We start from the raw sequence: 26,700 nt of genomic DNA, 5'->3' as shown, positions 1-26,700 counted from the left end.
CCAAACACCCCACCCGCAAGCGCGACGCCCGGTCCCACGACTGCCGGGCGTTCCGGGCGTGAGTAGTTGAGGTACAGGAAATCCCGGTGAGAACGATCATGGTCGTCTAGCACACGTGATCGGCCTGGTGCGGGGGTTCGGAGGAAGATCCTCGATCGTTGCCGGGGCATGGCTACCGTCCGCCGCATGCCGGTGGAATTTTTAACTGATGAGCAGGCCGAGGCGTACGGGACGTTCACCGAGGTGCCCACCCGCCCGGAACTGGAGCGGTTCTTCTTCCTCGACGATGACGACCGCGACCTGATCGCCCTGCGGCGTATGGACGCACATCGCCTGGGCATGGCCTTGCAGATCTGCACGGTCCGCTACATCGGCCGGTTCCTGGGTGAGGACCCACTTGCGGTGCCGTGGGAGGCCGTGGAGTGCCTGGCCGGACAGCTCGGCATCGCCGATGCCTCGTGCGTGAAGGGGTACCCGGAGCGCCGGTCGACGGTGTATGAGCACGCGGCGGAGATCCAGAAGCGGTTCAAGTACCGGGACTTCGCGGATCGGAAGTGGGGGCGGGAGTTCCGCGGCTTCCTGTACGGGCGGGCGTGGACGCATGCCGAGGGGCCGGTGGCGCTGTTCAACCACGCGGTGACGTGGCTGCGGAAGAACCGGGTGCTGCTGCCCGGCGTTTCGGTGTTGGCACGGCAGGTGTCGGAGGCCCGGACGGTTGCCGAGCGGCGCTTGTACGAGGCGGTGGCCCGCGCCGCGTCCCAGGCTGATCCGTCGCTCGCGCCGGCGCTGGCTGAGCTGCTGGTGGTGCCGGAGGGCAAGCGGGTCTCTGAGCTGGAGCGGCTGCGTACTCCGCCGACGAAGTCGACGGGTACGGCGATGGTGCGGGCCATGGAGCGGGTGGAGGAGATCTCGGCGTTCGCGCTGGGGCGGGTGAACCTGTCCCGGGTGCCGGTGAATCGGCTGTCCACGCTGTCCCGGTACGGGCAGTTGAGCAAGGCGCAGACGATCGAGCGGGCGCCGGAGCCGCGGCGGACCGCGCTGTTGACGGCGGTGGTGCGTCAGTTGGAGGCTCAGGCGGTCGATGACGCGCTGGACCTGTTCGCGGTGCTGATGGCGAACCGGCTGATCAGCCAGGCCCGTCGGGCGTCGGACCGGGATCGTCTTGCGATGCTGCCGCAGCTGGAGAAGGCGGCCCGCATCCTGGCGAAGGCGTCGAAGATCCTGGCCGAGGAGCTGGACCTGGTCGCCGAGGCCGGGACGGACGTGGACGTCGGCGCGTTGTGGGCGGCGGTAGAGGAGGCCGTGCCGCGTACGGCGGTCGCGGGGGCGGTCGCGACCGTGGAGGCCCTGGTGCTGGAGGACGACGGGTCGGCTGAGGCGGCGATGCGGGAGAAGCTGGCCCTGCGCTACAACACCGTCCGGCCGTTCCTGTCTCTGCTGGGTGAGTCGGACGCGCTCGGCGCGGCCCCGGCCGGGTGGCGGGTGCTCGCTGCGGTGCGCCGGCTGCCCGCGCTGTCGCGGCGGCGGGTCAAGGACCGGCCGCTGCTGCCCCGCGAGGTCGACGCCGAACTCGTGCCGGCGATGTGGAAGCGGGCGGTGTTCTCCAACTCGAAGCTGCCGCAGGGTGCGGTCGACCGTGACGCGTACGTGGTGTGTGTGCTGGAGCAGCTGCACCGCGCGCTGAACCGGCGGGACGTGTTCGCCTCGCCGTCGAACCGGTGGGCGGACCCGCGCGCGAGGCTGTTGGACGGGCCGCGGTGGGAGGCGATGAAGGCGGACGTGCTGGCGGGCCTGTCCCTGTCCGAAGATGCCGCCGAGCACCTGGACCAGCTGGTCCGGGGCCTGGATGCCGCCGTGGCCCGGCTCCGCGCCGAGGGCCACGACATCAAGGACGAGGACGCAGCTCGCCTCTCCCGCTCAAGGACCGGCACATCAACTTCCTGGGCCGCTACCTGTTCAACATCACGGCCAGCGGCCCCGGCCAGGGCCTGCGCCCCTTCCGCGACCCCGCGGCCGAGGACGACGAGGAAGAGGACTGACCGCCGGCGCACCCAAGACGTCAGGCCGCTCGTTGTACCCCGTGCAGGCCGGGCGGCACCGCCTGGGTATCCAGCGCAAGAAAAGAATGCTGATCGCCGAAAACCTGGCGCTCGCCGACCGACGGTGGTCCAGCCGACGAGTCGAGAGCAGGAGGCTCAGCGGGCCAGCAGGCCCCGGATCGCGGCCGCGATCTCGTCGGGTGCCTCTTCGGCCATGAAGTGCCCGGCGCGGGTCAGCCGGTGGTCCAGGTCCGGCGCCCACGCCTTCCACACCCTGGCAGCGTCGTAGCCGAGCTGCGCGCCCCAGTCCTGCTGGATGACCGTCACGGGCATGGCCAGTTGCGACCCGGCGTCCAGGTCCGCCTGGTCGTGCATGATGTCAATGTCCGCCGAGGCCCGGTAGTCAGCGACGATCGACGTCACCGCCGCGGCGCTCGCGCGCAGGTATTCGGCACGCACATCCCCGGGCATGGCGGTGGGGTCGTTGGCCCAGGCGTCGAGGAACGAGCCGAAGAACGCGTCCGCGCTGCCTGCGATCATCGCCTCCGGCAGGCCCGGCGGCTGCGCCATCAGGAAGAGGTGGTAGCCGATCGACGCCGAGGCGCCATGCAGGACGTTCCACATGTCGAGCGTCGGCACGATGTCGAGGATGCCCAGGTGCGTGATGGTCTCAGGGTGGTCCAACCCCGCCCGGAAGGCGACCAGGGCGCCTCGGTCGTGGCCGACGAGGGCAAAGCGCTCGTGGCCGAGCGCCGCCGCCAGGGTCACGACGTCGGCGGCCATGGTGCGCTTGGCGTACACATCGGGGTCGGCGGCCGCCGGCTTGTCGCTGGCGCCGTAGCCCCGCAGGTCAGGACAGATCACCGTGTGCTCGTCGGCGAGCCGCTCGGCGACGTGTCGCCACATCAGGTGGGTCTGGGGAAAGCCGTGCAACAGCACGACCGGGCTGCCGCTGCCGCCGACAGCTGCAGCCAGCTCCACACCATCCGCACCGGGCAGGCGGATGTGATCGAAGCCGGGAATGGTGAGCGTCATGAGGGACCACCCTTTCGGGTCGGGGACTTGACCGGATCAGCTTGGGCGACGGCGATCAGCAACCGATCAGTACGGTTGGGCGCAGTCGGCCCCTGGCACGGAGGATGGGGGCATGCGAATCGACGTGCTCGGTGTGGTGCGTGCCCTCCGCGACGACGGCAGCCCGGTTGACCTGGGCGGACCCCGCCATCGTGAGGTACTCGCCCGGCTCGTCGCCGCCGAGGCACGGATGGTCACCACCGACACCCTTGTCAATGACCTGTGGACCGATCCGCCAGCCCGCGCCGTGGGCGCTTTGCGTACGTTCGTCGCCGCGCTGCGCCGCGCCCTCGAACCCGACCGACCGCCCCGCAATCCGCCGCGCGTCATCGTCACCGAAGGTCCCGGCTACGCGCTGCGCCTGCCGCGCGAGGACGTTGACGTCCATCGGTTCCAGGACACCCTGGCCCGAGCCCGCCGCAACCCCGCCGCGGTGACCGACCTCGGCACGGCACTCGCGGCCTGGCGCGGACCCGCCTACGCCGATGTGACCGGCTCCGCATGGGCGCAGCGCGAGCGGACCCGGCTGGAGGAATTGAGGTTGGAGGGGGTGGAACTTCGCGCCCGCATCCTCCTCGACTCCGGGGAAGGGGCCGACCTCGTCGCCGAACTCGGTGCCCATGGCGCCGAACACCCGTGGCGCGAGCCGGCCTGGGAGCTGCTTGCCCGCGCGCTGTATCGCGCGGGCCGCCAGGCCGACGCGCTGGCCACCCTCCGCCGTGCCCGCGCGATGCTCGTTGACCAACTCGGACTCGACCCCGGTGCCGGCCTTCAGCGCCTGGAGACGGACATCCTCAACGGGTCCGCGCCCCCCGAAGGAGCACGTACCGCGTGGACCGGCCCTGGTGTCCGGCTCGGCCCGCGCACCACCGTGGATCTGGCCCGCACCCTCGCACTGGCGGGTGGCGACGCCCTCGTCCGCTCGCGGCGCGACCGCCTCGCCGCCATCCAGGCGGCGGAACGCACGGGGGACCTCTCCCTGACCGCCCGGATCATCGGCGCCTACGACGTGCCCGCCCTCTGGAGCCGGGCCGACGACCCCGAACAGTCCCGCGCCGTCGTCGCGGCTGCCGAGCGCACGCTCACCGGGCTCGGCCCAGACGGCCCCGCCGACCTGCGCGCCCGCCTCCTGGCCACGGTCGCCGTCGAGAGCCGCAGCGCCGATCTGTCCGGGACCGAGCTGAAGCACGCGCAGCAGGCGGCGCGTCAGGCCGAGGAGCTGGCACGGGACCTGGCCGATCCCGCCCTGCTGGCCTTCGCCCTCAACGGGGTGTTCCTGCAGTCCTTCGGCAGCCCCGGGCTCGCGGCAGCACGGAACAGGACCGGCGCCGAGATCCTCGACCTGTCCACCCGGCACGAGCTGCCGAACTTCGCCGTACTCGGCCGACTCGTCCGCCTGCAATCCGCCTCGGCCCTCGGCGACCTCGACGCCGCGACCTCGCACGCCCATGCAGCCGACCAGCTCGCCGCCACCACCGAGGCGCCCCTCGTCTCCGTCCTCACCAGGTGGTTCAGGGCCCTGGCCACGGCCGCCCGCAGCGCCGAACCCGGCGGACCGACCGCCGCCACGGCCGCAGCGCACTACCGCGCTGCCGAGGACGCCCTCCGGACGGCCGGAATGCCGGGGCTGCACCGCGGCCTGTTCCCGCTCGCCCTACTGGGACTGCGCCTGCTGCACGACCGGCCCGCGCCCACCGACCCGCACCTCGACTGGGGCCCGTACAGGCCCTGGACGCGACCCCTCGTGCTGCTCGCCCAGGACCGGGGCGAGCAGGCCCGTACCGCCCTCGCTGCGGTTCCCGAACCAGCGCGTGACCACATGCAGGAGGCCATGTGGTGCCTGACCGCCCGCGCCGCCGTACGCCTCGGCGAGCGCGGAATCGCCGCGCACGCTGCGGCTGCCCTGCGTGATGCCTGTACAGAACACGCCGGCGCCGCCAGCGGAATGCTGACCCTGGGCCCCGTGGCGCGGTACCTGGCAGAGGCGGAGGCATGCGCCGGAGCGAGGTGAGCGACCGCAATCCGCGAACGCCGAGCCCGTCCGCGCTCACCCCACGGCCCCGGCGGAATCAGGTCGCCATGACGTTCAGGGGCATCCGTCGGCGACGCCAGGCGGTCGGCGACGGTCTCGACGCCACGCGTGGTGATCCACTGCCCGTAGGCGTTCGCGCAGGGCGCTGTGGCAATCTAGGCGACAGCCTTGGTCGTCCCTGCTGTCAACCGCATCGTGGGGGCCAGCGGGCCGTCTGCAACTGCTTGGTGACAAGCGTGACGCTCGGTGATTCGCATAAATGACCAGTTGCGAGAGTTCTGCGAACACCCCGGAACCGCTCACGAATCCGCAGGTCGCCGTTCGCGGAACTCCTCTCAAAACCTGCGTGTTGTGCGAGATAGTTCTGACAGACTGCGCGGGTGGACCTGACGCCCGATCAAGCCGCAAACGCGGTAGAACGAAACGACTGTCCGAAGTGTGAAGCCCCGGCCGGGAGCCCGTGCCGCACCCGCAGTGGGAAGTGCGCGACGAAGTATCACACCGCACGCTTCATCCTCGTGCCCGCGCTCCGCGAGGAGCTGGAGGTACTCGTACCGGAAGACCGCGGCCCCGGGCGGCCGTGGAAGGCGGGCCCGCCCGCCCCGGCCCTGCTGGCCGCCGTCGCGGCCAAGCCGATCCGGATCGGGTACGCCCGCTGCTCGACCGCGCAGCAGGAACTCCAGAGTCAGCTCGACGCGCTCGAACCGGTCTGCAAGCGAATCTTCTCCGAGAAGATCTCCACCCGCATCAAGACCCGGCCCGAGCTGGAGAATGCCCTCAAACTGGCGTACGACATCAAGGAGGCCGCCCCCGACCAAGAGGTCATCCTCACCGTCCACGAACTCAAGCGTCTCGCCCGCAACGCCGCCGAGCTGATGACCCTCTCCGGGCAGCTCCAGGCCGCTGGCGTGCAGCTCGAACTCCTCACCGGCCCGCTCACCGGCATCTACGACCCCAACGGCATGGGCGCGATGTTCTTTGCCGTCCTCGCCGTCGCCGCCCAGCTCGACCGCAACTACATCCGCGAGAAGACCCTGGAGGGACAGCAGGCGGCGGCCGCCAAGGGCAACCACGGCGGACGGCCCAAGGTCATCGACGACGACTCGCTGCTGTTCGCCCGCGCACTGCGGGACCGCGGCGTCCCCGTCCCCGAGATCGCGGGCAAGCTCACCATCAAGACCGGCAAGAACGCAGGCAAGCACCCCTCGGTCGCCTCGCTGTACCGGGCGCTCGCCGAGGACGAAGACACCGCCGGGTCCGACGATGCACAGGTCATCGGCCCGCGCCGTCCGGTCCGCGCCCGCATCACCGGGCCCGGCAGCGGCACCGACCCGGCGCTGATGGAACGGCTCACCGCGCAGGTCCTCGACGGCGACACCGTGCTGGACGACCTGGCCCGCCAGGCCGAAGACGGGTCCGACGACCTGGTGGCCCAGCTGCTCGCACAGGCCCGGAACGACGACCGGTAGGAGAAGCCCAGCAAGATCAATCTCACCGGGATTTCCTGTACCTCAACTACTCACACCCGCGTTCGCCGCGCGGCCGCCGCTCGATATCGGGGTGCCCCACGACACCGTCGCTGTGACAAGCTCGTCTCCACGTGGCAGGACGCAGGAGGGGGAGTTGTGACCATGGGTGATCTTGGTTCTGTGCTGCGGCTGGCGGCCTTTCCGGCGGATCCCTCGGGTGGGAACCCGGCGGGGGTCGTGCTGGACGCTCGCGGGATGTCCGACGCGGAGATGCAGACCGTCGCGGCCGAGGTGGGGTACGCCGAGACCGCGTTCGTCGTACGACCGCCACAGGACGAGAAGCCTCCCCGCGTGGGCATGCGGTACTTCTCACCCGTCGCCGAGGTGCCGTTCTGTGGGCACGCCACCGTGGCGACGGCGGTCGCGCTGGCCGAGCGGATCGACGTCGACGCGTTCCTCTTCGACACTCCCGCCGGAGAGGTGCGGATCGACATCACACGGGCCGGCGGACAGGTGACCGCCTCCTTCACGAGCGTCCAGCCGCGAGTGGAGCCGATCGACGCGGACGTCCTGAAGCGGCTGCTGGACGTCCTCGGGCTCTCGCACGACGATCTCGACGCCGCCCGTCCGCCACGAGAGGCGTTCGCCGGCAACGTCCATCCCGTCCTGGTCCTCGCCTCTCAGGACACCTTCGACGGCTTCTCCTTCGACCCGGACGTGCTGCGCACGCTCATGGACGAACAGCGGTGGCTCGGCACGGTCACCGTTCTGAAGGCGCTCGGTGAGGGGAACGACGGGGAGTTCGAAGCACGCAACCTCTTCCCCGTCGGCGCGATCACCGAGGATCCCGCCACCGGCTCCGCTGCCGCGTCCGTCGGCGCGTACCTCCGTGACACCGGACTGCTCGACGCGCCCGCCACGATCACGATCCGCCAGGGCAGGCACGTCGGCCGGCCCAGTGTTCTCCGGGTCGACATCCCGGCCGAAGGCGGCATCACGGTCTCCGGCACGGCCTCGGCGATCGCGTAGGCACTCACCCCGCCTCACACACGCCCGCGCTCACCCCGCCTTGCACACCGTGCTCACCCCGCCTTGCACACCGTGCTCACCCCGCCTTGCACACCGTGCTCACCTCGCCTTGCACATCGCGCTCAGCCCGCCTCGCGCTCCGGGACCGCCGCCTCCCGGACCGCGAGGCGGCGCAGCATCTCCCGAACCCGGTCACGGGACTCCTCCGCCGCGTCGATGGCCTCCATGCACTGCCAGTACGTCGTCTGGTCGTCCGCCGCGGAAGCGAGGCCGACGAGCGCTATACCGACCTCACCGAGGAGACCGCCCAGGCCGAGGAGGGTCTGACGGGCGTCACCCAACTCGGTGAGCTGGGAGGCGCGTAAGGCCCCCACGTCCAGCTGCGGGGCGCCGAGGACCCCGCAGCCTCTGCCCGCCAACTCGGTCAACCCCAGGGCCTCACCCCGCAGTTCGGGCGGGCCCGACACCGCCAGGCGGCTGCCGATCGCCTGGGCCAGGGCCTGCGCCTGCCACGCCTCCGTCATGATCTCCCGCTCCTCCCCGCTCCCCGCCAGGGCACGCCTGCTCGCCAGGATGAGCCGCATCGCGTCCATGCGAACCGTCCCCGTCTGTCTTGACGTGCTCTTCGCACGTCCGCCCGAACTCCACTGTCCACTACCCAGAGTGAAGGCACGTGGGACGAAAAGCCAGAGGAAGCCCGAAATCTGTGGACAACAAGTTGGTTGCGGACAACTCGTTAACTCCGGAGAGTGACAAACGGATTGATAGGTTCCTGATGGAATCGGTTCCTCCCCCCCACGGGAGCCGTCGGGAGAGCCCGAAGAACCGCTCAGGGCGCCTCGCCGGTCCGCGACTCCCCCGGTCGGGGAAACCTCCGCTCGTTGCGGGTGATCTTCGCGTCCAGCGCGGCCAGCGCGTCGATGCCGAGCACCTCGCAGAGCTGGAGCAAGTACGCCAGCACGTCGGCGACTTCGTCGGTGACACGGTGGGCGGTGCCGGCGTCGTCCATCACGCGCGCCGACTCCTCCGGCGTCAGCCACTGGAAGATCTCGACGAGTTCGGACGCCTCGACGCTCAGCGCGGCGGCGAGGTTCTTGGGGGTGTGGTACTGCTGCCAGTCGCGAGCGGCCGCGAACTCGGCGAGCCGCCGCTGCAGACCTGCCACATCCAGTTCGTTCACGAGATCCAGGTCTATCATCCGACCCCGCGCGGCTCCCGGATCACCCCGCGCTGCTCCCGGATCACCCCGCGCCGCTTCCGGATCACCCCGCGCCGCTTCCGGAGCACACCTCACGCGTTCATGTTCACCACGGTCGCCCCCACCACCCCCGTGGCCCACGACGCGTCGGTCACCGCGCCCACCAGCCGGATGTGCCCACGCGCACCCATGCGTACCGCGAGCCGGGCCAGCTCTCCCACCTGCCGTGCGTCGAGGGCGCGGTCGAAGCCGTCGGCGAGGACGGTCAGCGCCTGGAACGCCGCGGGCACCTCGCCCACTGGGTCGACCTCCAGGACGCCGGGTCCGGTCATCAGCACCAGGGCCAGCGCCAGATATCTCAGTTCCCCGTCCCCCAGCAGCCCGAGCGGTGTCCGTACCCCGTCGCCCCGATCCAGCAGCGCCCGTACCGTACCGTCCCCCAATGGCTCCGCCAGCACATCCGCGACCGGGCCCGCGCACCCGGCGTGGGCCGCCGCGACGAGCTGAACGTGCCGCCGCCCGCACTCCGTGCGCGTGCGCCACAGCACCTCGGCGAGGTTGCCGCAGCCGCGCAGCAGCCGGCCCGCTCCGGGGCGCACCGCCGCCCGCATGGCTTCCGGCCGCGGATCGCAGGCGAACACGGACCGCAGGGCGACCACGGTCTGCTCGGCGGCGGCGAGCACGCGGCGCTGGCCGTCGGTCTTGCCGGCGACGCGAAGAGGCAGCAGAGCGGTACCCAGGCGGTCGTCGGGGAGCGGGCCGCGGGTCACCGGCGCCGAGCCCGCCGTGTGCCAGGCCGCCTGGACGACGGGGCGGCTCGGGTCCCGCAGGGCCGTCTCCAGCAGGATCTGCCCGCCCGACGTCAACCGCTCGCCCACGATGCGCAGTTCGGGCTCGGCCTGCACGGCGACGTCGAGCCGTACGGGTCCCTCGGGGCCGTCGGCCGTGCAGCCGATGCGGAAGCCGCGCCGCTGCCTGGCGTCGGGCCGGGCCCGCTCCGGCACGCACGCGACCGGGTCCGGGAACACCTCTCCCAGCTCGGCCCCGCCGCCCAGCCGGGCCAGCGCCTCGTAGGCCCGGAGGGCCGTGGACTTGCCGCTGCCGCTGCGTCCGGCGAACAGGGTCACCGAGGCGAGCGGGAACACGGTGTTCCGGTGGCCGGCGAAGGCGGAGAGGCGCAGCTCGGTGACACTGGGGCGCTGTGGGCGTGCGGGTGCCTCCGGCGGAGGGGCGGGAGATGTGACAGCGGGTGGTGACGTGGGCGGGGCGGTCATGTACGGACGGTAGTCACGGGGTGGGTGGGCGAACCGTTCCAGCCCTGGGACCTTCCTACGATCGGGGGAGCGCGTGCCGGGGCTCTTTCCGCCCCCGCCGCCCCTACCCGTCCCATCCCTGGGGGCTGCGCCCCCATACCCCCGGGGAGGGTGGGGTGAGTGGGTTGTTGGCTGCGGGTTGAGGGTGGCTGGTCGCGCCCACGCGGCGGAGCCGCATATCGAAACAGCACCGCGCCCCTTAAAAAGCCGCGCCGTTGCCCACGCCCTAAGAACGCCCCGTTCCCCGCGCCCCCTCAAAAGCCGCGGACCGTCGCGCTAGACCCCCGGGATTCCGGCGCCCTCCATGAGGCCGCGTACCTCCGTGCCCGGGGGTGTGAGAAGGAACACGTTGCGGTCGACTCGGTGCATTCCGCTCGCCAGGCCGAACACAACGCCCGTGCTGAAGTCCAGGACCCGCTTGGCGACCTCGGTCTCGGCACCCGAGAGGTCGAGCAGCACCGGGACGCCCGCCATCAGCCTTTCGGCGACGTCACGGGCGTCGGCGAAGACGTTGACCCGCAGCACCACGAATCGGCGCCGTGCCTCCGTCTCGGCCTCGGGTATCGAGCGGTGGCCGACCTGGGACGGCCATGCGTCCCGGCCACGCAACGGCACGACCTGGGCGAGCCCTTCCCACTGTTCGTCGGTGACGTCGTGGCTGTTCACCGGCACTCCCCCTGGCTCGCACTCAAAGTCTGCACCAGCCAATTCTTACGCATGGTCACCCGTTCGGCTCAACCGCGACACGGACCGCTACGTCCTCAAGCGCACAACGGCCGGAATACGTCACTCTTCGATCCCTCACAGTCCCCGCACGGTCACTGTGTGGCCCATGTAACCCCTCATGATCAGGTCATGTGACATCGGCGTAACGGGCAATTCGTACGCTCGACCACGCCGGACAACGAGCCGGACAACGATCGGGGGCCGGGATCCGTATCCACCACCGACACCGATCCGGCACACCGATCCGCACACCGATCGAGCACACCGATCGAGCACACCGATCCGACCGATCGGACCGCTCAGCCGCCGAACAGGAAGGGGCCGCCGTGGCCGTGCAGGGCCCGCAGAGCGCCACCCAGCAGGTGCGGACCGTGTGCTCGTACTGCGGTGTCGGGTGCGGCATGGTCCTGGACATCGGCATGGGCCCGGACGGACGACGTACGGTCCTGAAGGCCTCCGGGGACAAGTCCCACCCCGCGAACTTCGGCCGGCTGTGCACCAAGGGCGCGACCACGGCCGACATGCTGGCCGCGTCGGGGCGGCTGACCACCGCGCTGGTCCGGGACGACCGCGGCGACGAGCCGGTCCCCGCGCCGGTGCACGACGCCGTGGCCGAAACCGCACGGCGGCTGCGCGCGATCATCGACGAGCACGGTCCCGACGCCGTCGCCCTCTACGTCTCCGGGCAGATGAGCCTGGAGGCCCAGTACCTGGCGAACAAGCTCGCCAAGGGCTTCGTGCGGACGAACCAGATCGAGTCCAACTCCCGGCTGTGCATGGCGAGCGCGGGGACGGGCTACAAGCTGTCGCTCGGCGCCGACGGGCCGCCCGGCTCGTACCAGGACCTCGACAAGGCGGACCTGTTCCTGGTCATCGGCTCCAACATGGCCGACTGCCACCCGATCCTCTTCCTGCGGATGATGGAGCGGGTGAAGGCGGGCGCCAAGCTGATCGTCGTCGACCCGCGGCGCACCGCGACCGCCGAGAAGGCCGATCTGTATCTGCCGGTCCGGCCCGGCACCGACCTCGCCCTCCTCAACGGTCTGCTGCACCTGCTGCACGAGAACGGGCACACCGACCCCGACTTCATCGCCGCGCACACCGAGGGCTGGGAGGCGATGCCCGGGTTCCTCGACGACTACGCGCCGGACTCCGTCGCCGCGATCACGGGGCTACCGGAAGAGGACATACGGGCGGCCGCCCGGCTCATCGGTGAGGCGGGCGAGTGGACCAGTTGCTGGACCATGGGCCTCAACCAGTCCACCCACGGCACCTGGAACACCAACGCCCTGGTCAATCTGCACCTGGCGACCGGTGCCATCTGCCGGCCCGGCAGCGGACCGTTCTCGCTCACCGGCCAGCCCAACGCCATGGGCGGGCGTGAGATGGGCTACATGGGGCCGGGGTTGCCGGGTCAGCGGTCCGTACTCGTCGACGAGGAGCGGGCGTTCGTCGAGGAGCTGTGGGGGCTGGCGCCCGAGACCCTGCGCAAGGACGGGGTCGGGCAGGGCACCGTCGAGATGTTCCGGAAGATGGCGGACGGCGAGATCAAGGCCTGCTGGATCATCTGCACCAACCCCGTCGCCTCGGTGGCCAACCGGAAGACCGTGATCGAGGGCCTGGAGGCCGCCGAGTTCGTCGTCACGCAGGACGTGTTCGCCGACACGGAGACGAACGCGTACGCCGATGTCGTCCTCCCGGCCGCGATGTGGACCGAGACCGAGGGCGTCCTCATCAACAGCGAGCGCAACCTCACGCTCGCCCGGCCGGCCGCCGACCCGCCCGGCGAGGCCACGGCCGACTGGCGGCTGATCGCGGCGGTCGCCCGGGAGATGGGCTACGAGAAGGGCTTCTCGTACGACAGCGCCGAGCAGGTCTTCGAGGAGATCAAGCAGGCCTGGAACCCGAAGACCGGGTGGGACCTGCGCGGGGTGACGTACGAGCGGCTGCGCTCGACGTCCGTGCAGTGGCCGGCCCCCACGGAGGACGGGCCGGACCGCAACCCGATCCGGTACGTGGAGAGCGGTGCCCCGGTGTTCCCCACGGCGAGCGGACGGGCCGTGTTCCACGCGCGACCGCACATGGAGCCCGCCGAGATGCCGGACGACGACTTCCCGTTCGTGCTCAACACCGGGCGGCTCCAGCACCAGTGGCACACGCTGACGAAGACGGGCCGGGTCGCCAAGCTCAACAGGCTCAACCCGGGGCCGTTCGTGGAGGTGCATCCGCGGGACGCGGCCGAGCTGGGGATCGAGGACGGCGACTCCGTCGAGGTCGCCTCGCGGCGGGGGCGGGCCGTGCTGCCCGCCGTGGTGACGGATCGGGTGCGGCGGGGGTGCGTGTTCGCGCCGTTCCACTGGAACGACCTGTTCGGGGAGTACTTGAGCATCAACGCGGTGACGAGTGACGCGGTGGATCCGCTGTCGTTCCAGCCGGAGTTGAAGGTGTGTGCGGTGGGGTTGGCCAAGGTTTCCTCGCCCCCGCCGCCCCTACCCGTCCCATCCTCTCTGGGGGCGCCGCCCCCAGACCCCCGTGTCGCCCTTACGGGCTCGTCCTCAAACGCCGGAGGGGCTGAGATGCCGGGCCCCGGTCGGGCAGAACTGGCCGCTCTCGGGCTCGAACCCTCCCCTCCGCCCGTCCTCTCCGCGCAGGAACGCCAGTACCTCACCGGCTTCCTCGCCGGGCTCGGCCCGGGTGTCCCGGGGGTTCCCGTTCTGCCGCCGGACGCTCCCTTCAGCCCCGAGCACGCGCTGTGGGTCAACGGTGTCCTCGCCGGGATGTACTCCAGGTCGGCGTCCGCGCCCCCGGCCGCTCCCGCCGCCGAGCCCGTCGGGCGGGAGGTCGTCGTGCTGTGGGCCTCGCAGACCGGCAACGCCGAGGAGTTCGCGGTGGCCGCCGCCGAGCGGCTGACCGCCATCGGGCACCGGGCCCGGCTCCTCGGCATGGACGACGCCAATCCGGGGCAACTCCCCGGCTCCGCGGACCTGTTGCTGATCACCAGCACCTTCGGCGACGGGGACGCCCCCGACAACGGCTCTGGCTTCTGGGACGTCCTCTCCGGCCAGGAGGCGCCGCGCCTGGACGGGGTGCGCTACGCCGTGCTGGCCTTCGGGGACTCCTCGTACGACGACTTCTGCGGCCACGGACGGCGGCTGGACGCGCGGCTGGACGAGCTGGGCGGGGTGCGCCTCGCGCCCCGTACGGACTGCGAACCGGACTACGAGCCGTCGGCGGACGCCTGGTTCGACCAGGTGCTCACCGCTCTGGGCACGACGACCGAGGCTTCCCCGGCTCCCCCCGCTCTCCCGGCTCCCCCGCCCGTGCGGTCCGCCAAGCCCGAGCCCGCCACCGCCCGCCTGGTCGGCAACCGGCTGCTCAGCCTGCCCGGCGCGGGCAAGGAGGTGCGCCGGTTCACCCTCGACACGAGCGGTACGCCGCTGACGTACGAGGCGGGTGACGCGCTCGGCGTGCGGCCGGTCAACTCCCTCGGCCTCGTGGCGGAATGGCTGGCGGTGACCGGCCTGGACGGCTCGGTGGCCGTGCGGGTGAACGGAGCCGGCGAGGTTCCCTTCGCCGAGGCGCTGCACCGGCACCTCGACATCACGCGGATCACCTCCGACCTGCTCCGGTTCGCCTCCGAACGCGCCCGCGACAACCGCGAGTTGAAGAAACTGCTGCGTCCGGACAACAAGGACGGGTTCGCCCAGTGGTCCTGGGGACGGCAGGCCGTGGACGTGGTCGCGGAGTACGCCGTGCGTGCCTCCGCGCAGGAGTGGGCCGGCGTCTTCAAACGGCTCCAGCCCCGCCAGTACTCCATCTCGTCCAGCCCGCTCGTCGACCCGCACCGGATCGCGCTGACGGTGTCGGTCGTGCGGTACGAGAACCTGCGCGGCCACCCGCGCGGCGGGGTCTGCTCGCCCTTCCTCGCGGACGGCGACCCGGACATGGAGGTCCCGGTCTTCGTGCAGCGCTCCCCGCACTTCCGGCCTCCGGCCGACTCCTCGACCCCCATGATCATGGTCGGTCCCGGCACCGGGGTGGCGCCCTTCATCGGCTTCCTCCAGGAGCGCCGCGCGCTCGGCCACCGGGCGCCGAACTGGCTGTTCTTCGGCGAACAGCACCGGGCGACGGACTTCTACTACGAGGACGAGCTGACGGGTTTCCTTCAGGACGGCACCCTCGCCCGGCTCGACACCGCGTTCTCCCGCGACCAGCGCGCCAAGGTCTATGTGCAGGACCGGATGCGCGAGCACGGCCCCGAACTGTGGCACTGGCTCCAGGACGGTGCCCGCTTCTCCGTGTGCGGTGACGCCTCCCGCATGGCCAAGGACGTGGACCGGGCGCTGCGGGACATCGCGGTCACGCACGGCGGGATGAGCGAGGGCGAGGCCGCCGCGTACGTGAAGCAACTGGCGGCGGACAAGCGGTACGTGCGGGACGTGTACTGATCGCACGGGCCGCTCGCCGCCGCCCGGACTCAGGGCGTGCCGCTCAGAACGGTCACAGGGTGCGGCCCAGGAGCGACAGCAGGGCCTCCCAGTGGCGTTCGGTCGCCTCGGCGTCGTACATGGCGGTGTCGGCCTGGGTGTAACCGTGCCGCGCGCCGGTGTACACCTCGGCGCGGTGACGGACGCCGGCGTCGGTGAGCGCCTTGTCGAGGCGTTCGATCTGCTCGGGCGGCAGGGAGTGGTCCTGGTCGGCGTGGCCGAAGTAGAGCTCGGCGGTGATGCTGCCCGCCAGCAGGTGCGGGCTGTCGGGGTCGTCGGTCGCCAGGCCTCCGCCGTGGAAGCCGGCCGCGGCCGCCACCCGCTCGGGGTGGGCCGCGGCGGTGCGCAGGGCGAGGCGGGTGCCCATGCAGTACCCGGTGGTGCCGACCGGTCCGTCGGCGGCCTCGGGACGGGCGGCCAGCCAGTCGAGGTAGGCACCGGCGTCGCGCGTCACCAACTCGGGTGTGAGCGACTGCAGAACCGGGGCGATCTGCTCCCAGAGGCCCGGGCGTTCCTGGGGGTCGATGAAGTCGGGCAGGTCGAACACGGGTGCCGGGCCGTGGCGGTAGAACACGTTGGGGACCAGCACGGTGTAGCCGGCCTCGGCGAGGCGGTCGGCCATCTTGCGCAGGTGGGGCCGCAGTCCGAAGGCGTCCATGTAGAACAGCACCGCCGGGTGCGGGGAGTTGTCGTCGGGGGAGGCGAGGTAGGCGTCGGCCGTGCCGTCCGGGGTGGGGATGTCAACGGAGGTTCCGCGCACGGTGGTCATGGGCGCTTGCCCTCTCTTTCCTTGGGCGCTCGGGCGCTGGGGCGGGTCGGAGACGGGGCGCACCCTAACAGTTGCTTGTAATCTGCAGCAGTTTCTTTGAGGTCTCAAGTGCCTACCTGGAGGCTGCGTTTCCCCCGAGATAATGTTGTGCACTTTCTTGACGATGGTCATTGAGGCGCCTAAGTTCACGGTGTCCTTCCCCCGGTCAAGGGAGACCGCGATGCCCCCGTCCCCCGTCGCATCACCGTCCACCGCCCCCGACCAGAGTCGGCAACTGCGCCGGGTCGCCCTCTCCGGGCTGCTCGGAACCGCCGTGGAGTTCTACGACTTCCTCGTCTACGGAACCGTCGCCGCGCTCGTCTTCGGCGAACTGTTCTTCCCCGGCGCCGATCCCGCCGTCGGCACCATCGCCGCCTTCGGCACGTTCGCCGCCGGCTACGTCGCCCGGCCGCTCGGCGGCATCGTCTTCGGGCACTTCGGCGACCGGCTCGGCCGCAAGTCCATGCTGCTGCTCACCATGGGCCTGATGGGTGGCGCCAGCTTCCTCATCGGCCTGCTGCCCACCTACGACACGATCGGCGTCTGGGCGCCCGTCCTGCTCATCACCCTGCGCGTCGTCCAGGGCATCGCCATCGGCGGTGAATGGGGCGGCGCCACCCTCATGGTCGTCGAGCACGCCGGTGAACGGCGCCGCGGCCTGTGGTCCAGCTTCACGCAGATGGGAGCACCGCTCGGCTCCCTGCTCTCCTCGCTCGTCGTCACGTTCGTGGTCGCGATGCCCAAGGACGAGTTCGCCGCCTGGGGCTGGCGCGTGCCGTTCCTGCTCAGCGTCGTCCTGTTGGGCGTCGGGCTCTTCGTCCGGCTCAAGGTCGTCGAGAGCCCGCTCTTCGCCGAGGTGAAGAAGGACCGCGCCGAGTCCCGGCTGCCGATCATCGACGTCCTGCGCCGCCCGCGCCCGCTGCTGCTGGCCTGCTGCGTGGGCATCGGTGCCTTCACCGCGCAGTCCCTGCTGACCAGCTACATGATCGCGTACGCCACCGGTATCGGCTACGCACGCCCGCAGGTGCTGACCGCGCTGACCGTCTCCGCCTGCGTCGCCCTCGTCGTACTGCCCTGTGCCTCCGCGCTCTCCGACCGGATCGGCCGCCGCCCGGTCGTCCTCGCCGGAGCCCTCGCCTCGGCCGCGCTCGCCTTCCCCGTCCTCGCGCTCGTCGACTCCAAGTCGCCCGGACTGCTGATCCTCGCGGTCGTCCTCGGCCACGGCATCGCCCAGTCCACGATGTACGGGCCGCTGGGCGCCCTGCTCACCGAGATGTTCGGCACCCGGGTCCGCTACACCGGCGCCTCCCTCGGCTACCAGGGCGCCACCCTCATCGGCGCCGGCTTCTCCCCGATGATCGCCGGCAGTCTGGTGGCCGGGAGCGGGGGCGGCACTCCCGTCGCCCTGCTGGTGTGCGGGGGCTCCCTCATCACCGCGCTGACCGTCCTGTTCGTGCGCGAGACCAGCCGGTCCTCCCTGACCGACAGCGCCGAACGCCCGGCCACCGCGCCGACGGCAGAGATCTCCGCATGACGCCCCGCGCCAGCGCCAGCACCCGCGCCCGCCCCCACACCGCGGTCCGCCAGTCCGGTCCCGCCCGCTACACCACCTACCGGCCCACCCCGTACCTGCGGCCCGACGACCTTGCCCATCCCGCCGACGACCAGTGACGCCGTACGGCTGCCCGCCGCGTGGCCGGCGGGCGGCCGTAGGCTTACCGCCGTGGAGATCGACGACATCCTGGACACCCCGGACACCGCTGACGGCCCCCAGCCCCGCCCGCAGTCGCTCATGCTCACCTTCTTCGGCAACCACGTCCTGGATGAGGGGGACCTGTGCGTCTACTCCGGCAGCATCATCGACGTTCTCGGCCGCGTCGGGGTCGGTGAGCAGGCCGTACGCTCCACGCTGACCCGCATGGTCAACCGCGGCCTGCTGCGGCGCCGCCGCGAGGGGCGCCGAATGCACTTCGGCCTGACCCCGCAGGCGACCCGCGTCCTTGAGGACGGCCGGACCCGGATCTGGCGGCAGGGCGCCGTCAACGACGACTGGGACGGCGGCTGGACGCTGCTGGGCTTCTCCCTCCCCGACTCCTGGAAGCGCCAGCGCCACGACCTGCGCTCGCGGCTCACCTGGTCCGGGTTCGGCGCGCTGTACAGCGGGCTGTGGATCGCCCCGGGACGGGTCGACGTCGCCGATGTCGTCTCCGAACTCGGGCTCCGCGACCACGTCAAGATCTTCCACTCCAGGGCCGACGAGTCCACCGACATCGGGCTGATGATCCGCGACACCTGGGACCTGGAGAGTATCGCCGCCCGTTACGTCACCTTCGACAAGCGCTGGACCGCGCATCTGGACGCCGGATCCGGGGACGACCCGATCGGTACCCGGCTGCGGCTGGTCAGCGAATGGCTGTGGACCATCCGCGCCGACCCCAGGCTCCCGGCCCTCCACCTCCCTCGCGACTGGCCGGCCCGCCCCGCGCAGGACACCTTCCGGCGCGTCGCGGAGCAGACCGAGGCACCCGCACGGCGGATGGCCCGCGAACTGCTTCAGACCGTCCCGGCGCGGTAACCGGTAGCCAGTCGCCGGTGGCGGCCGCCGGGTGGGCCCTCAGTTCCCGCTCAGCGGATGCGTGAGGTTCGCTCCGGTCGCCGGGTCGAAGACGTGGGCCTTGGCCATGTCGACCCGCAGCTCCACGGGCTCGCCCTCGCGGGCCCGGGTGGCGGCGTCCAGGCGGGCCACGATGTGATGGGCGTCGCCCCCGGTGTCACGCATCCCCGATTCCGTACGGAGCTCCTCCAGTTCGGTGGTCGTCGCGGGCCCGCCCTCCGCGGTGAAGTAGACGTACACGTCGGAGCCCAGCGACTCCAGGACCTCGACGGTGGCGATGAGCACCGGGCTCGTCCGGTCCCGTTCGTGCGACAGGGCCACGTCCTCGAACGCCTCCGGTCGCAGCCCGACGATGACCTCACGGGGCGCGTTCTGCCGCTCGAGCGCCTGCCTCGTACGGTCGTCGAGGGGCAGGTCGCCCAGGGAGGAGCGCAGGGTCCCGTCCTGCAGGGTGGCGTTGAGGAAGTTCATCGCCGGGGAGCCGATGAAGCCCGCGACGAAGATGTTGCGCGGGGAGTCGTACAGCTCGGCGGGCGTGCCGATCTGCTGGACCAGGCCCTGGCGCATGACCACGACACGGTCGCCGAGCGTCATCGCCTCGGTCTGGTCGTGGGTGACGTACACGGTGGTCGTGCCGAGGCGCCGCTGCAACCGGGAGATCTGGGTGCGCATCTGCACCCGGAGCTTGGCGTCGAGGTTGGACAGCGGCTCGTCCATCAGGAACGCCTTGGGGTCACGGACGATCGCCCGCCCCATGGCCACGCGCTGGCGCTGGCCGCCCGAGAGCTGCGAGGGCTTGCGGTCCAGGTGTTCCGTCAGGTCGAGGACCCGGGCGGCCTCCTCCACCTTGGCGTTGACGGTGTTCTTGTCGACCTTGGCCAGCCGCAGCGGAAAGCCCATGTTCTCCCGGACGTTCATGTGCGGGTACAGGGCATAGCTCTGGAAGACCATGGCGACGTCGCGTTCCTTGGGAGCGAGGTCGTTGACGACCCGGTCCCCGATGCGCAGGGTCCCCTCGGTGATGTCCTCAAGTCCGGCGATCATGTTCAGAGTGGTCGACTTCCCGCATCCGGACGGGCCGACCAGGATCACGAACTCGCCGTCGGCGATGTCGAGGTCCACGTCCTTCACGGCGAGGGCCCCGTCGGGAAAACGCTTGCTGACTCCCTCAAGGATGATCTCGGCCATGGGTGGCGCCTCCTTGCCTTGCGTGCCGTCCGGGCCGGGTCATCCCTTGACCGCCCCGGAGGTCAGTCCGGCGACGATGCGTCGCTGGAAGAGCAGAACGAACACGATGATCGGAACGGTGATGACCACGGCGGCCGCGGCGATCGATCCGGTGGGCTGCTGGAACTGGGAACTGCCGGTGAAGAAGGCGATCGCGGCGGGCACGGTGCGCGCGGCCTCGGTGGAGGTCAGCGAGATCGCGAACAGGAAGTCGTTCCAGCAGAAGATGAACACGAGGATGGCCGTGGTGAACACGCCCGGCGCGGCCAGCGGCACGATGACCATCCGGAACGCCTGCGCGGGCGTGGCCCCGTCGACCTTGGCGGCCTTCTCCAGGTCCCAGGGGATCTCCCGGAAGAACGCCGACAGCGTGTAGATCGCCAGCGGCAGCGAGAAGGTCATGTACGGGATGATCAGCCCGATCCAGGTGTCGAAGATCCCGATGTTCCGCTCGATGTTGAACAGCGGTGACACCAGGGAGATCGGCGGGAACATGGCGATCAGCAGGGACATGCCGATGAGCACCTGCTTGCCGGGGAAGCGGAGCCTGGCCACCGCGTAGGCGGCCATGGTGCCCAGCACCACCGCGATCGCCGTCGCGATCAGGGCGATGCCGATCGAGTTGATGAGCGCGCGGGTGAACTCGGAGGTGTCGAAGATGCCGCGGTAGTTCGCCCAGGTCCACTTCCTGGGGATGTAGTTGCCGTCGGTGAGGGTGCTGGGGTCCTTGAACGACAGCGCGGCGATCCACCACACGGGGAACAGGGCGTACAGGATCACCACCACGTTGATGACGGTCCACCGGACGGCGTGCGTCTTCCCTGCGGCGGCCATCAGCGCTTCACCTCCGCGCCGGGTGCGGCCGCGCCGAACAGTTTGACGAAGGCGAAGGCGATGATCCCGACACAGATGAAGATCAGGACCGAGACGGCAGAGCCGATGCCGAGGTTCAGCGCGGTGAACAGGTTGTCGTAGCCGAGGATCGAGACCGAGCCGGTGTCCTGGGCGCCCGCGGTCAGGATGTAGATGTTGTCGAAGATCCGGAACGCGTCCAGCGTGCGGAAGAGCAGGGCCACCAGGATGGCCGGCTTCATCAGCGGGATCATGACCTTGGTGAAGCGCTGCCAGGCGGTGGCGCCGTCCACCATGGCCGCCTTCAGGGTCTCCTCGGGGACCAGGGCGAGGCCCGCGAGCAGCAGCAGGGCCATGAACGGCGTCGTCTTCCAGACCTCGGCGAGGACGATGATCCACAGGGCGGGCCACTGCTCGGTCAGCGGCGCCGTTCCGCTGGGCAGCAGCTCGGCCAGGTATCCGAGGTCGGGCGTCCAGGCGTACTGCCAGGAGAAGGCGGCGACGACGGTGACGATGCCGTAGGGGATGAGGACCATGGTGCGCACCGTGCCGCGTCCGAAGATCGCCCGGTGCATCACCAGGGCGATCGCCATGCCGAGGGCCAGTTCGATGGCGACCGACACGACGGTGATGAACACCGTGACCCAGAAGGCGTTCCACCAGTACGGGGAGGACAGCACGGCCCCGTAGTTGCTCAGGCCCACCCACTTCGCCTGCGCCGGGAAGCGCAGGTCGTACCGCTGGAGGGAGAGGGAGACGGCGTACCCGATGGGGTACGCGGTCACGGCGAGCATGACGACGACGGCCGGTGCGCACAACAGCCAGCCGAGCCGCCGCTCCTGGCGCGCGCCCGCCGAGACCGCCGCCCGTCCCTTCCGTGTCTGCTCCGCCTCCGGGGGCGTCGGGGCTCCGGCGGGTTCCGCCTGCATGCTCATCTCGGACCGCCCGGCGAGGTGACCCGCACGCGGGGGCGCCGACGGGCGGGATGGTGCGGGAGGTGGTGGTTCACGGGATCACGCCCTCGGATCGCAGAGCCTGGTCGATCTGGTCCCTGATGGTGTCGACCGCGCTCACCGGCTTGATCCCGGACGGCGGGGACAGCGTGTGCGAGATGGCGATCGAGATGTTCTGGTACGCCGGAGTGAGCGGGCGCACGCTCGCCGACTCCAGTGCGGCCAGCACCTCCTTGGCGAACGGGTAGGCCTTGATGAGCGCCGGGTCGTCGTACAGGTCGCGCAGGGTGGGCGGCAGTCCGCCCTGGACCGCGGCGGTGAGCTGGTTCTCCCGGTCGCGCAGGCACAGGGCCGCCTCGAAGGCCAGGTCGGGATGGCGCGAGTAGGCGCTCACGGCCAGGTCGATGCCGCCGATGGTGGGCCGCGACGGGCGGCCCGGGTCGACCCGGGGGTACGGGGCCCAGCGGAAGCTCTTGAACAACTTCGGGTTGTTCGCCTGCATCGACGGATAGACGAACGGGTAGTTCAGCTCGAACGCGGCCACCCCCGACTCCATGGCGAGACGGTTCTGGTCCTCCATCTGGTTGGACAGGGAAGGGTCCGCGGCCGGGGAGTTCGCCAGGTCACGCATGACCTGGGCGGCTCGCACGGCGGGCGGGCCGAGGGAGGGCGCGGTCGCGTTCGCGTTGAGGATGGAGCCGCCGGCGCTGTTGATCAGCGTGTTGAACCAGACGGTCAGGCCTTCGTACTGGCCGCCCTGGACCTCCACGTAGTGCGGTTTGCCCTGCCGGGCGAGGGCACGGGCCATGGCCGTCATCTCGGCCCACGTCGTGGGCGGGGTGGGCACGAGGTCCTGGCGGTACCACAGGAGCTGGGTGTTGGTGTTGTACGGGACGGCGTACAGCTTGTTCTTCCAGGTCGACGTCTGCAGCGGTACGCGCAGGGTGCCCTGGACGGCCTGCTGCTTCGCCGTCCCCGTCCATTCCCGGATCCAGCGTGCCTCGGCGAACTCCGCCGCCCAGGTGACGTCCAGGCCGAGGATGTCGAGCGAGTCGTCCTTGGCGGCGAGCCTGCGGACCATCTGCTGGCGCTGGCCGTCGGCGGCGCGCGGGAGTTTGTTGTAGCTGATCTTGTAGCGGCCGCCCGACGCCTTGCTGCAGCGGTCGGCCGCCTTCTGCAGCGCACCGGAGTCGTCGGGGAAGTTGTACCAGTTCAGGGTGGGCCGGCCGCCGCCCTCGCCGCCACCGCACGCGGCGAGCCCCACCGCGAGCAGCGGCAGTACGGCGAACGCCCGCAGCCATCGCGTCCGCGTGGGGCGCCTTCGCCCACCCGAACCCCTGCCCGAAACCGGCCGGCAGCCGTACCTCGCGTGCACGGGCTCCACACCTCGCTTCCGGGACGGTGGCTCGGGTCATTCGGGACGGTGGCTCGGGACAGGACTCGGACCTCACTCGGGCCTCGCAGCGCTTCTCTCCCCGCGAACGCTAAACACCGCATAGAGCAACATCAAGCACATATCGTATGGAATCACCTGGCGGAACCTTCTGTCCCTGATTGACCGTCGCGTGAAGGGGTACTCCGACGATCTTGTGCGGCCGATGCGCCGGCAGCAGAAGGTCGCCCACCGGCACCCGCGCTTCGACCGCCCCTTCGAGCACATCCTCGAACCCGGTGCGGCTCAGCGCGTGTCAGGAGTGGCGCGTATTCCGTACGCCCACGGCCCGCCGCGCTCCAGCGGCGGGCCGTGGGCGGCGGCAGGGGTGTCAGGCGCCGGCCGCGAGGGAGTCGTCCTCGGGGCGGGCTCCGGGGAGCCGGTGACGGGCGGCGATCAGCGCGGCGTCTATGTCGCGAGTGCCGGTGGCGATGCACAGGGTGTAGGCGATGTCGTCCAGGCGCTGACGTGCCTGGTCGCTGCCGTCCTCGGCGTGGAGGGCGTGCAGGGTCCTGTACTGCTCGAGCAGCTCGGCGAGGACGGCCGGGTGGGCCATGAGCATGGACGCTTCTCCCGTCACACGGTGGTCGGACAGCCGCGGGAGGGCGCTGGACGGCGCGCACCAGAGGTCGGCCGGCCGATGATCGACCGCTCCCGCGGTGGGCCTGTGGTCCCAAGCACCCGCCGGGCCGAATGCCCTCGCCGCGGGGGCTCAAACCGGCGCCGACCTGTCACTCCCCGCTCATTCCTCGCTCATTCCCCGCGCTCGTCCGCCGACGGCAGCTGGTCGTCCGGCACCACGTGGACGGCGGCCTCCTCGGCGCCTGCCGCTCCGCCGTCGATGCCCTGGTCGTCGGCCACGAGTTCCTTGGTGGTGTCCGTGCGCGTGCCCTCGTCCGGGGCCACGAGGCGGCCCGAGCGGTCCGTGCCGGCCTCCGGGTCACGTGGTTCACCCTCGCCGCCGGGCAGGTCGCCCGTGCCGTCCCCGATCGGCGCCTCGACGTCGGGGACCTCCTGCCGCAGCCTCTCGTCGAGGGACTCGCCCTCGTGCTGCTCGGCCGCCGTGGTGCCCGTCTTGGTGACGCCCAGCGGCTTCTCCGGCGGGGAGTACCCCTCGTCCAGCATCTCGTCGTAGGTGCGCTCGTCCACGGCGTCCTGGAGATCCAGCGGGGCGGCGTCCTCCTGCTCCTCGTTGTCACCGGTGGGCTGGTAGGCGTCGTCCGCCATGTTCTCCTCGCTCATCTCCGCCTCCTCGGTCGGTGATCGGTCGGTGCTTCCCGTGGGGAGTACCGAGTACCCGGCGCGTGATACCTGGCGCGGCAGGGGCGTGGCGGTCCGTCCACGACGACGTTGGGATCCGTGGTCCCTCGGGGAAGGCTGGGTAGACGGTTTGCTCGGACAGCGGCGAGACGCGGAGGGACGGTATGGACTGGGCTCGGTTCGCACAGCAGATGGCGTCGATGGCGCGGGACCTGCTGGCTCAGGAATCGGTCGATGGCACGCTGCGAAGGATCACCGCCTCGGCGACCGAGCTGGTAGAGGGCTGCGACGCGGCCGGCATCCTCGTGCTGCACGACAGGAAGGTGGAGTCGCTCGCCCCCACGGACCAGTTGGTCGTCGCCAGTGACCAGTTGCAGGAGCGCCTGGGAGAAGGGCCGTGCTTCGACGCCGCCCGCGGCTCTCTGGAAGGACGTGTGTTCCGGATCTCGGACCTCACCCTGGAGCAACCGCGCTGGCCCGCCTACGCCCCGCAGGCCCGCACTCTGGGCGTGGGCAGCATGATGGGCTTCCTGCTGTTCACCGAGGACGAGAACCTCGGTGCGCTCAACCTGTACTCCAGCAATCCCGGTGCCTTCACCGAGGCCAGCGAGATGGCCGGCTGGCTGCTGGCCTCGCATGCCGCGGTGGCCTTCTCCAGTGCCCGCACCCACGCACAGATGGAGCAGGCCGTCGCCACCCGCCACGTCATCGGCGAGGCCATGGGCATCCTCATGGGCAGCCACCGCCTCACCGAGGAGGAGGCGTTCGGCGTACTGCGCCAGTTCTCGCAGGAGAACAACGTCAAGCTCCGTGAGGTCGCCCGCCAGGTCTGCGAGAAGGGCGGCCTCTCGTGACGAACGGCCGGACGGGACCCGCGGTGCGGTTCGCGCCGGGAGGACAGGGTACTCGCGGGAGCGCTTGAGAGAGGAGCTTGAGAGAGGAGTTCCGCCATGCCCGCAGGATCGAGCCGAAAGCGCGAGCGGCAGTACGAGCACGTGAAGGAGAGCGCCGAGCAGCGGGGCGAGTCCACCGGCCGGGCGAAGAAGATCGCCGCGCGCACGGTGAACAAGCAGCGGGCCCGCTCCGGTGAGTCCCGCACCGCGAGCAGGACCTCGACGCGCGACCCCAAGTCCGCGTCCCAGCGCGGCGGCGAGCGCTCCCACAGCGGCGCCGCGGGTCCCACCAGGGACCAGCTGTACGAGGAGGCGAAGAAGCGCGACATCGAGGGCCGTTCCTCCATGAACAAGCGGCAGCTGCAGAAGGCGCTCGGCCGCTGACCCGGCCGGTCCGACGGCAGGTCGGCCGGACGGGCTCGCCCCCATCGGCAGCGAGGAACCTCGACCTCCACCGCGTCCTTCACCGTGCTCATGGGTTCCTCCTCGCTGACGGTCGCTCGCGCCGGGCCCGCAGGCCGGCGCGTACTCGGTCGCCGGCCACGGCGGGTCCGCCTCCGCTGGGCGCCACGCTCGCGAAGGCGCTGGCCTCGCCCAGGCGGGTCCTGTCCCGCGACAAACGGGACGCCGCCCGGGTACGCGAGCCCCTTGTCCGGATCGCCCCACCCTCCTCGGGACCCACAGCGGCACGCCGTAGTGCACGAACACGGGAGCTATTGCCGAACTGGCCCCCGCAGAAGGCCCGTTGCAGCTCACCGAATCGCTACCGCGCAGAGGCCGCGTGCGGGGGCCTGGTGAGCTGCTGGAGTGCGCGGTGGCGCAAAGGCGTCCGTGCGCGGTCACTGATCGGTCGATCCAACATCAAAGCTTGACCACAAATCACACACATCCCCTCTACACACTGGCCCCGATGGTCTAGATTGACCGTGCTTCAGCCCTTCGGACACGAGGCGACCGCTAATGATCTATAGGTCCGACGTTGCGGGACGCCAGCAGTCGTGTCCCAGGTGCCGGACCTGAGGGTGATCGATTCTTGGAGTCCAAGGGGGAGCCTTGGGTGCGGGGAGCACCCGAGTTTTCGACGGGTTCCGCGCGCCTCGGGGGGATGGCAGGACAAGGGAGTCTGCTGTCGCCGGGGTGGGTTGTTCAAATAGCTCTGAAATAGCCGGGATGTCATGCGCGGGAGGCGGGGGCCTCTCACGGGGAGGAACAGCACGGCGCGGGGGGCGGGGGCCCGCGGGGAGGAACAGTGCCGGGGGGCGGGGGCCTCCCGGGGGGCGAATCAGTGTTGGGC

The 26,700-nt window shown here is 70.9% G+C and carries 21 protein-coding genes and 1 pseudogene; 10 read left to right on the top strand and 12 right to left on the bottom strand.

Annotation, left to right across the window (positions count from 1 at the left end):
* Positions 1-186 precede the first annotated feature (186 nt).
* A pseudogene (locus tag AB0959_RS28805) lies at positions 187-1,851 on the top strand (DUF4158 domain-containing protein); the annotation flags it as partial.
* A gap of 344 nt (positions 1,852-2,195) precedes the next feature.
* On the opposite strand, the gene AB0959_RS28800 reads toward AB0959_RS28805, so the two are convergent.
* Entirely contained in the window at positions 2,196-3,074 is an 879-nt protein-coding gene (locus AB0959_RS28800) for an alpha/beta hydrolase (protein WP_366829520.1), read from the bottom strand.
* Positions 3,075-3,186: 112 nt separating this feature from the next.
* On the opposite strand from AB0959_RS28800, the gene AB0959_RS28795 reads away from it, so the two are divergent.
* The 3 genes from AB0959_RS28795 (at position 3,187) to AB0959_RS28785 (ending at position 7,643) form a co-directional block, all read left to right on the top strand.
* Complete coding sequence (locus AB0959_RS28795) at positions 3,187-5,124, top strand: AfsR/SARP family transcriptional regulator (RefSeq protein ID WP_366829519.1); 1,938 nt, start codon at positions 3,187-3,189, stop codon at positions 5,122-5,124.
* 539 nt (positions 5,125-5,663) lie between these two features.
* Complete coding sequence (locus AB0959_RS28790) at positions 5,664-6,614, top strand: recombinase family protein (protein WP_366829518.1); 951 nt, start codon at positions 5,664-5,666, stop codon at positions 6,612-6,614.
* 162 nt (positions 6,615-6,776) lie between these two features.
* Complete coding sequence (locus AB0959_RS28785) at positions 6,777-7,643, top strand: PhzF family phenazine biosynthesis protein (protein ID WP_366829517.1); 867 nt, start codon at positions 6,777-6,779, stop codon at positions 7,641-7,643.
* Between the two features lie 122 nt (positions 7,644-7,765).
* Here the strand turns inward: AB0959_RS28785 and AB0959_RS28780 are convergent, their stop codons facing one another.
* The 4 genes from AB0959_RS28780 to AB0959_RS28765 all read right to left on the bottom strand — a co-directional run bounded on the left by AB0959_RS28780 (position 7,766) and on the right by AB0959_RS28765 (position 10,826).
* A complete protein-coding gene (locus tag AB0959_RS28780; RefSeq protein ID WP_366829516.1) occupies positions 7,766-8,236 on the bottom strand; it encodes a DUF6099 family protein in 471 nt (156 codons plus the stop codon).
* 236 nt (positions 8,237-8,472) lie between these two features.
* Positions 8,473-8,841, bottom strand: coding sequence for a nucleotide pyrophosphohydrolase (locus AB0959_RS28775; RefSeq protein WP_366829515.1), 369 nt, complete (start codon positions 8,839-8,841; stop codon positions 8,473-8,475).
* Between the two features lie 92 nt (positions 8,842-8,933).
* Positions 8,934-10,115: an ATP-binding protein gene (locus tag AB0959_RS28770; RefSeq protein ID WP_366829514.1), complete on the bottom strand. Its 1,182-nt coding sequence runs from the start codon at positions 10,113-10,115 to the stop codon at positions 8,934-8,936.
* A 315-nt stretch (positions 10,116-10,430) separates the two neighbouring features.
* The gene (locus tag AB0959_RS28765) at positions 10,431-10,826 is read right to left on the bottom strand and encodes a cell division protein SepF (RefSeq protein WP_366829513.1); all 396 of its coding nucleotides are present in this window, start codon (positions 10,824-10,826) and stop codon (positions 10,431-10,433) included.
* Between the two features lie 380 nt (positions 10,827-11,206).
* Here AB0959_RS28765 and AB0959_RS28760 point away from each other — a divergent pair, with 380 nt between their 5' ends.
* Complete coding sequence (locus AB0959_RS28760; protein WP_366829512.1) at positions 11,207-15,328, top strand: bifunctional nitrate reductase/sulfite reductase flavoprotein subunit alpha; 4,122 nt, start codon at positions 11,207-11,209, stop codon at positions 15,326-15,328.
* Between the two features lie 52 nt (positions 15,329-15,380).
* On the opposite strand, the gene AB0959_RS28755 is transcribed toward AB0959_RS28760, so the two are convergent.
* A complete protein-coding gene (locus AB0959_RS28755; RefSeq protein ID WP_366829511.1) occupies positions 15,381-16,136 on the bottom strand; it encodes a dienelactone hydrolase family protein in 756 nt (251 codons plus the stop codon).
* A gap of 220 nt (positions 16,137-16,356) precedes the next feature.
* On the opposite strand from AB0959_RS28755, the gene AB0959_RS28750 reads away from it, so the two are divergent.
* The 3 genes from AB0959_RS28750 to AB0959_RS28740 are packed head-to-tail and all read left to right on the top strand — an operon-like array spanning position 16,357 to position 18,750.
* Positions 16,357-17,709: an MFS transporter gene (locus tag AB0959_RS28750; protein WP_366829510.1), complete on the top strand. Its 1,353-nt coding sequence runs from the start codon at positions 16,357-16,359 to the stop codon at positions 17,707-17,709.
* Positions 17,706-17,846 carry a hypothetical protein gene (locus AB0959_RS28745; RefSeq protein WP_366829509.1) on the top strand — a complete coding sequence of 47 codons (141 nt, stop codon included), beginning with the start codon at positions 17,706-17,708 and terminating at the stop codon, positions 17,844-17,846. The genes AB0959_RS28750 and AB0959_RS28745 overlap by 4 nt, the downstream gene beginning before the upstream one ends.
* Before the next feature lie 52 nt (positions 17,847-17,898).
* A complete protein-coding gene (locus tag AB0959_RS28740) occupies positions 17,899-18,750 on the top strand; it encodes a PaaX family transcriptional regulator C-terminal domain-containing protein (protein WP_366829508.1) in 852 nt (283 codons plus the stop codon).
* A gap of 39 nt (positions 18,751-18,789) precedes the next feature.
* Here AB0959_RS28740 and ugpC read toward each other — a convergent pair whose 3' ends face one another.
* The 6 genes from ugpC to AB0959_RS28710 form a co-directional block, all read right to left on the bottom strand.
* A complete protein-coding gene (gene ugpC / locus AB0959_RS28735; protein WP_366829507.1) occupies positions 18,790-19,977 on the bottom strand; it encodes a sn-glycerol-3-phosphate ABC transporter ATP-binding protein UgpC in 1,188 nt (395 codons plus the stop codon).
* 39 nt (positions 19,978-20,016) lie between these two features.
* Entirely contained in the window at positions 20,017-20,850 is an 834-nt protein-coding gene (locus AB0959_RS28730; RefSeq protein WP_366829506.1) for a carbohydrate ABC transporter permease, read from the bottom strand.
* Positions 20,850-21,803 carry a sugar ABC transporter permease gene (locus tag AB0959_RS28725; RefSeq protein ID WP_366829505.1) on the bottom strand — a complete coding sequence of 318 codons (954 nt, stop codon included), beginning with the start codon at positions 21,801-21,803 and terminating at the stop codon, positions 20,850-20,852. Before AB0959_RS28725 ends, AB0959_RS28730 begins: the two co-directional genes overlap by 1 nt.
* Positions 21,804-21,873: 70 nt before the next feature.
* Complete coding sequence (locus tag AB0959_RS28720) at positions 21,874-23,196, bottom strand: ABC transporter substrate-binding protein (protein WP_366829504.1); 1,323 nt, start codon at positions 23,194-23,196, stop codon at positions 21,874-21,876.
* Between the two features lie 388 nt (positions 23,197-23,584).
* Entirely contained in the window at positions 23,585-23,815 is a 231-nt protein-coding gene (locus AB0959_RS28715) for a DUF5133 domain-containing protein (RefSeq protein WP_366829503.1), read from the bottom strand.
* 191 nt (positions 23,816-24,006) lie between these two features.
* Positions 24,007-24,495, bottom strand: coding sequence for a DUF5709 domain-containing protein (locus AB0959_RS28710; RefSeq protein WP_366829502.1), 489 nt, complete (start codon positions 24,493-24,495; stop codon positions 24,007-24,009).
* Positions 24,496-24,677: 182 nt separating this feature from the next.
* On the opposite strand from AB0959_RS28710, the gene AB0959_RS28705 reads away from it, so the two are divergent.
* Both AB0959_RS28705 and AB0959_RS28700 read left to right on the top strand, forming a co-directional pair.
* A complete protein-coding gene (locus tag AB0959_RS28705; RefSeq protein ID WP_366829501.1) occupies positions 24,678-25,367 on the top strand; it encodes a GAF and ANTAR domain-containing protein in 690 nt (229 codons plus the stop codon).
* Between the two features lie 96 nt (positions 25,368-25,463).
* The gene (locus AB0959_RS28700) at positions 25,464-25,790 is read left to right on the top strand and encodes a plasmid stabilization protein (protein ID WP_366829500.1); all 327 of its coding nucleotides are present in this window, start codon (positions 25,464-25,466) and stop codon (positions 25,788-25,790) included.
* The last annotated feature ends 910 nt before the right edge of the window (positions 25,791-26,700 follow it).

It is taken from the genome of Streptomyces sp. NPDC046862, from assembly GCF_040704615.1.
Taxonomy (GTDB): domain Bacteria; phylum Actinomycetota; class Actinomycetes; order Streptomycetales; family Streptomycetaceae; genus Streptomyces.
This window is presented reverse-complemented; position numbering and strand designations above follow the sequence as displayed.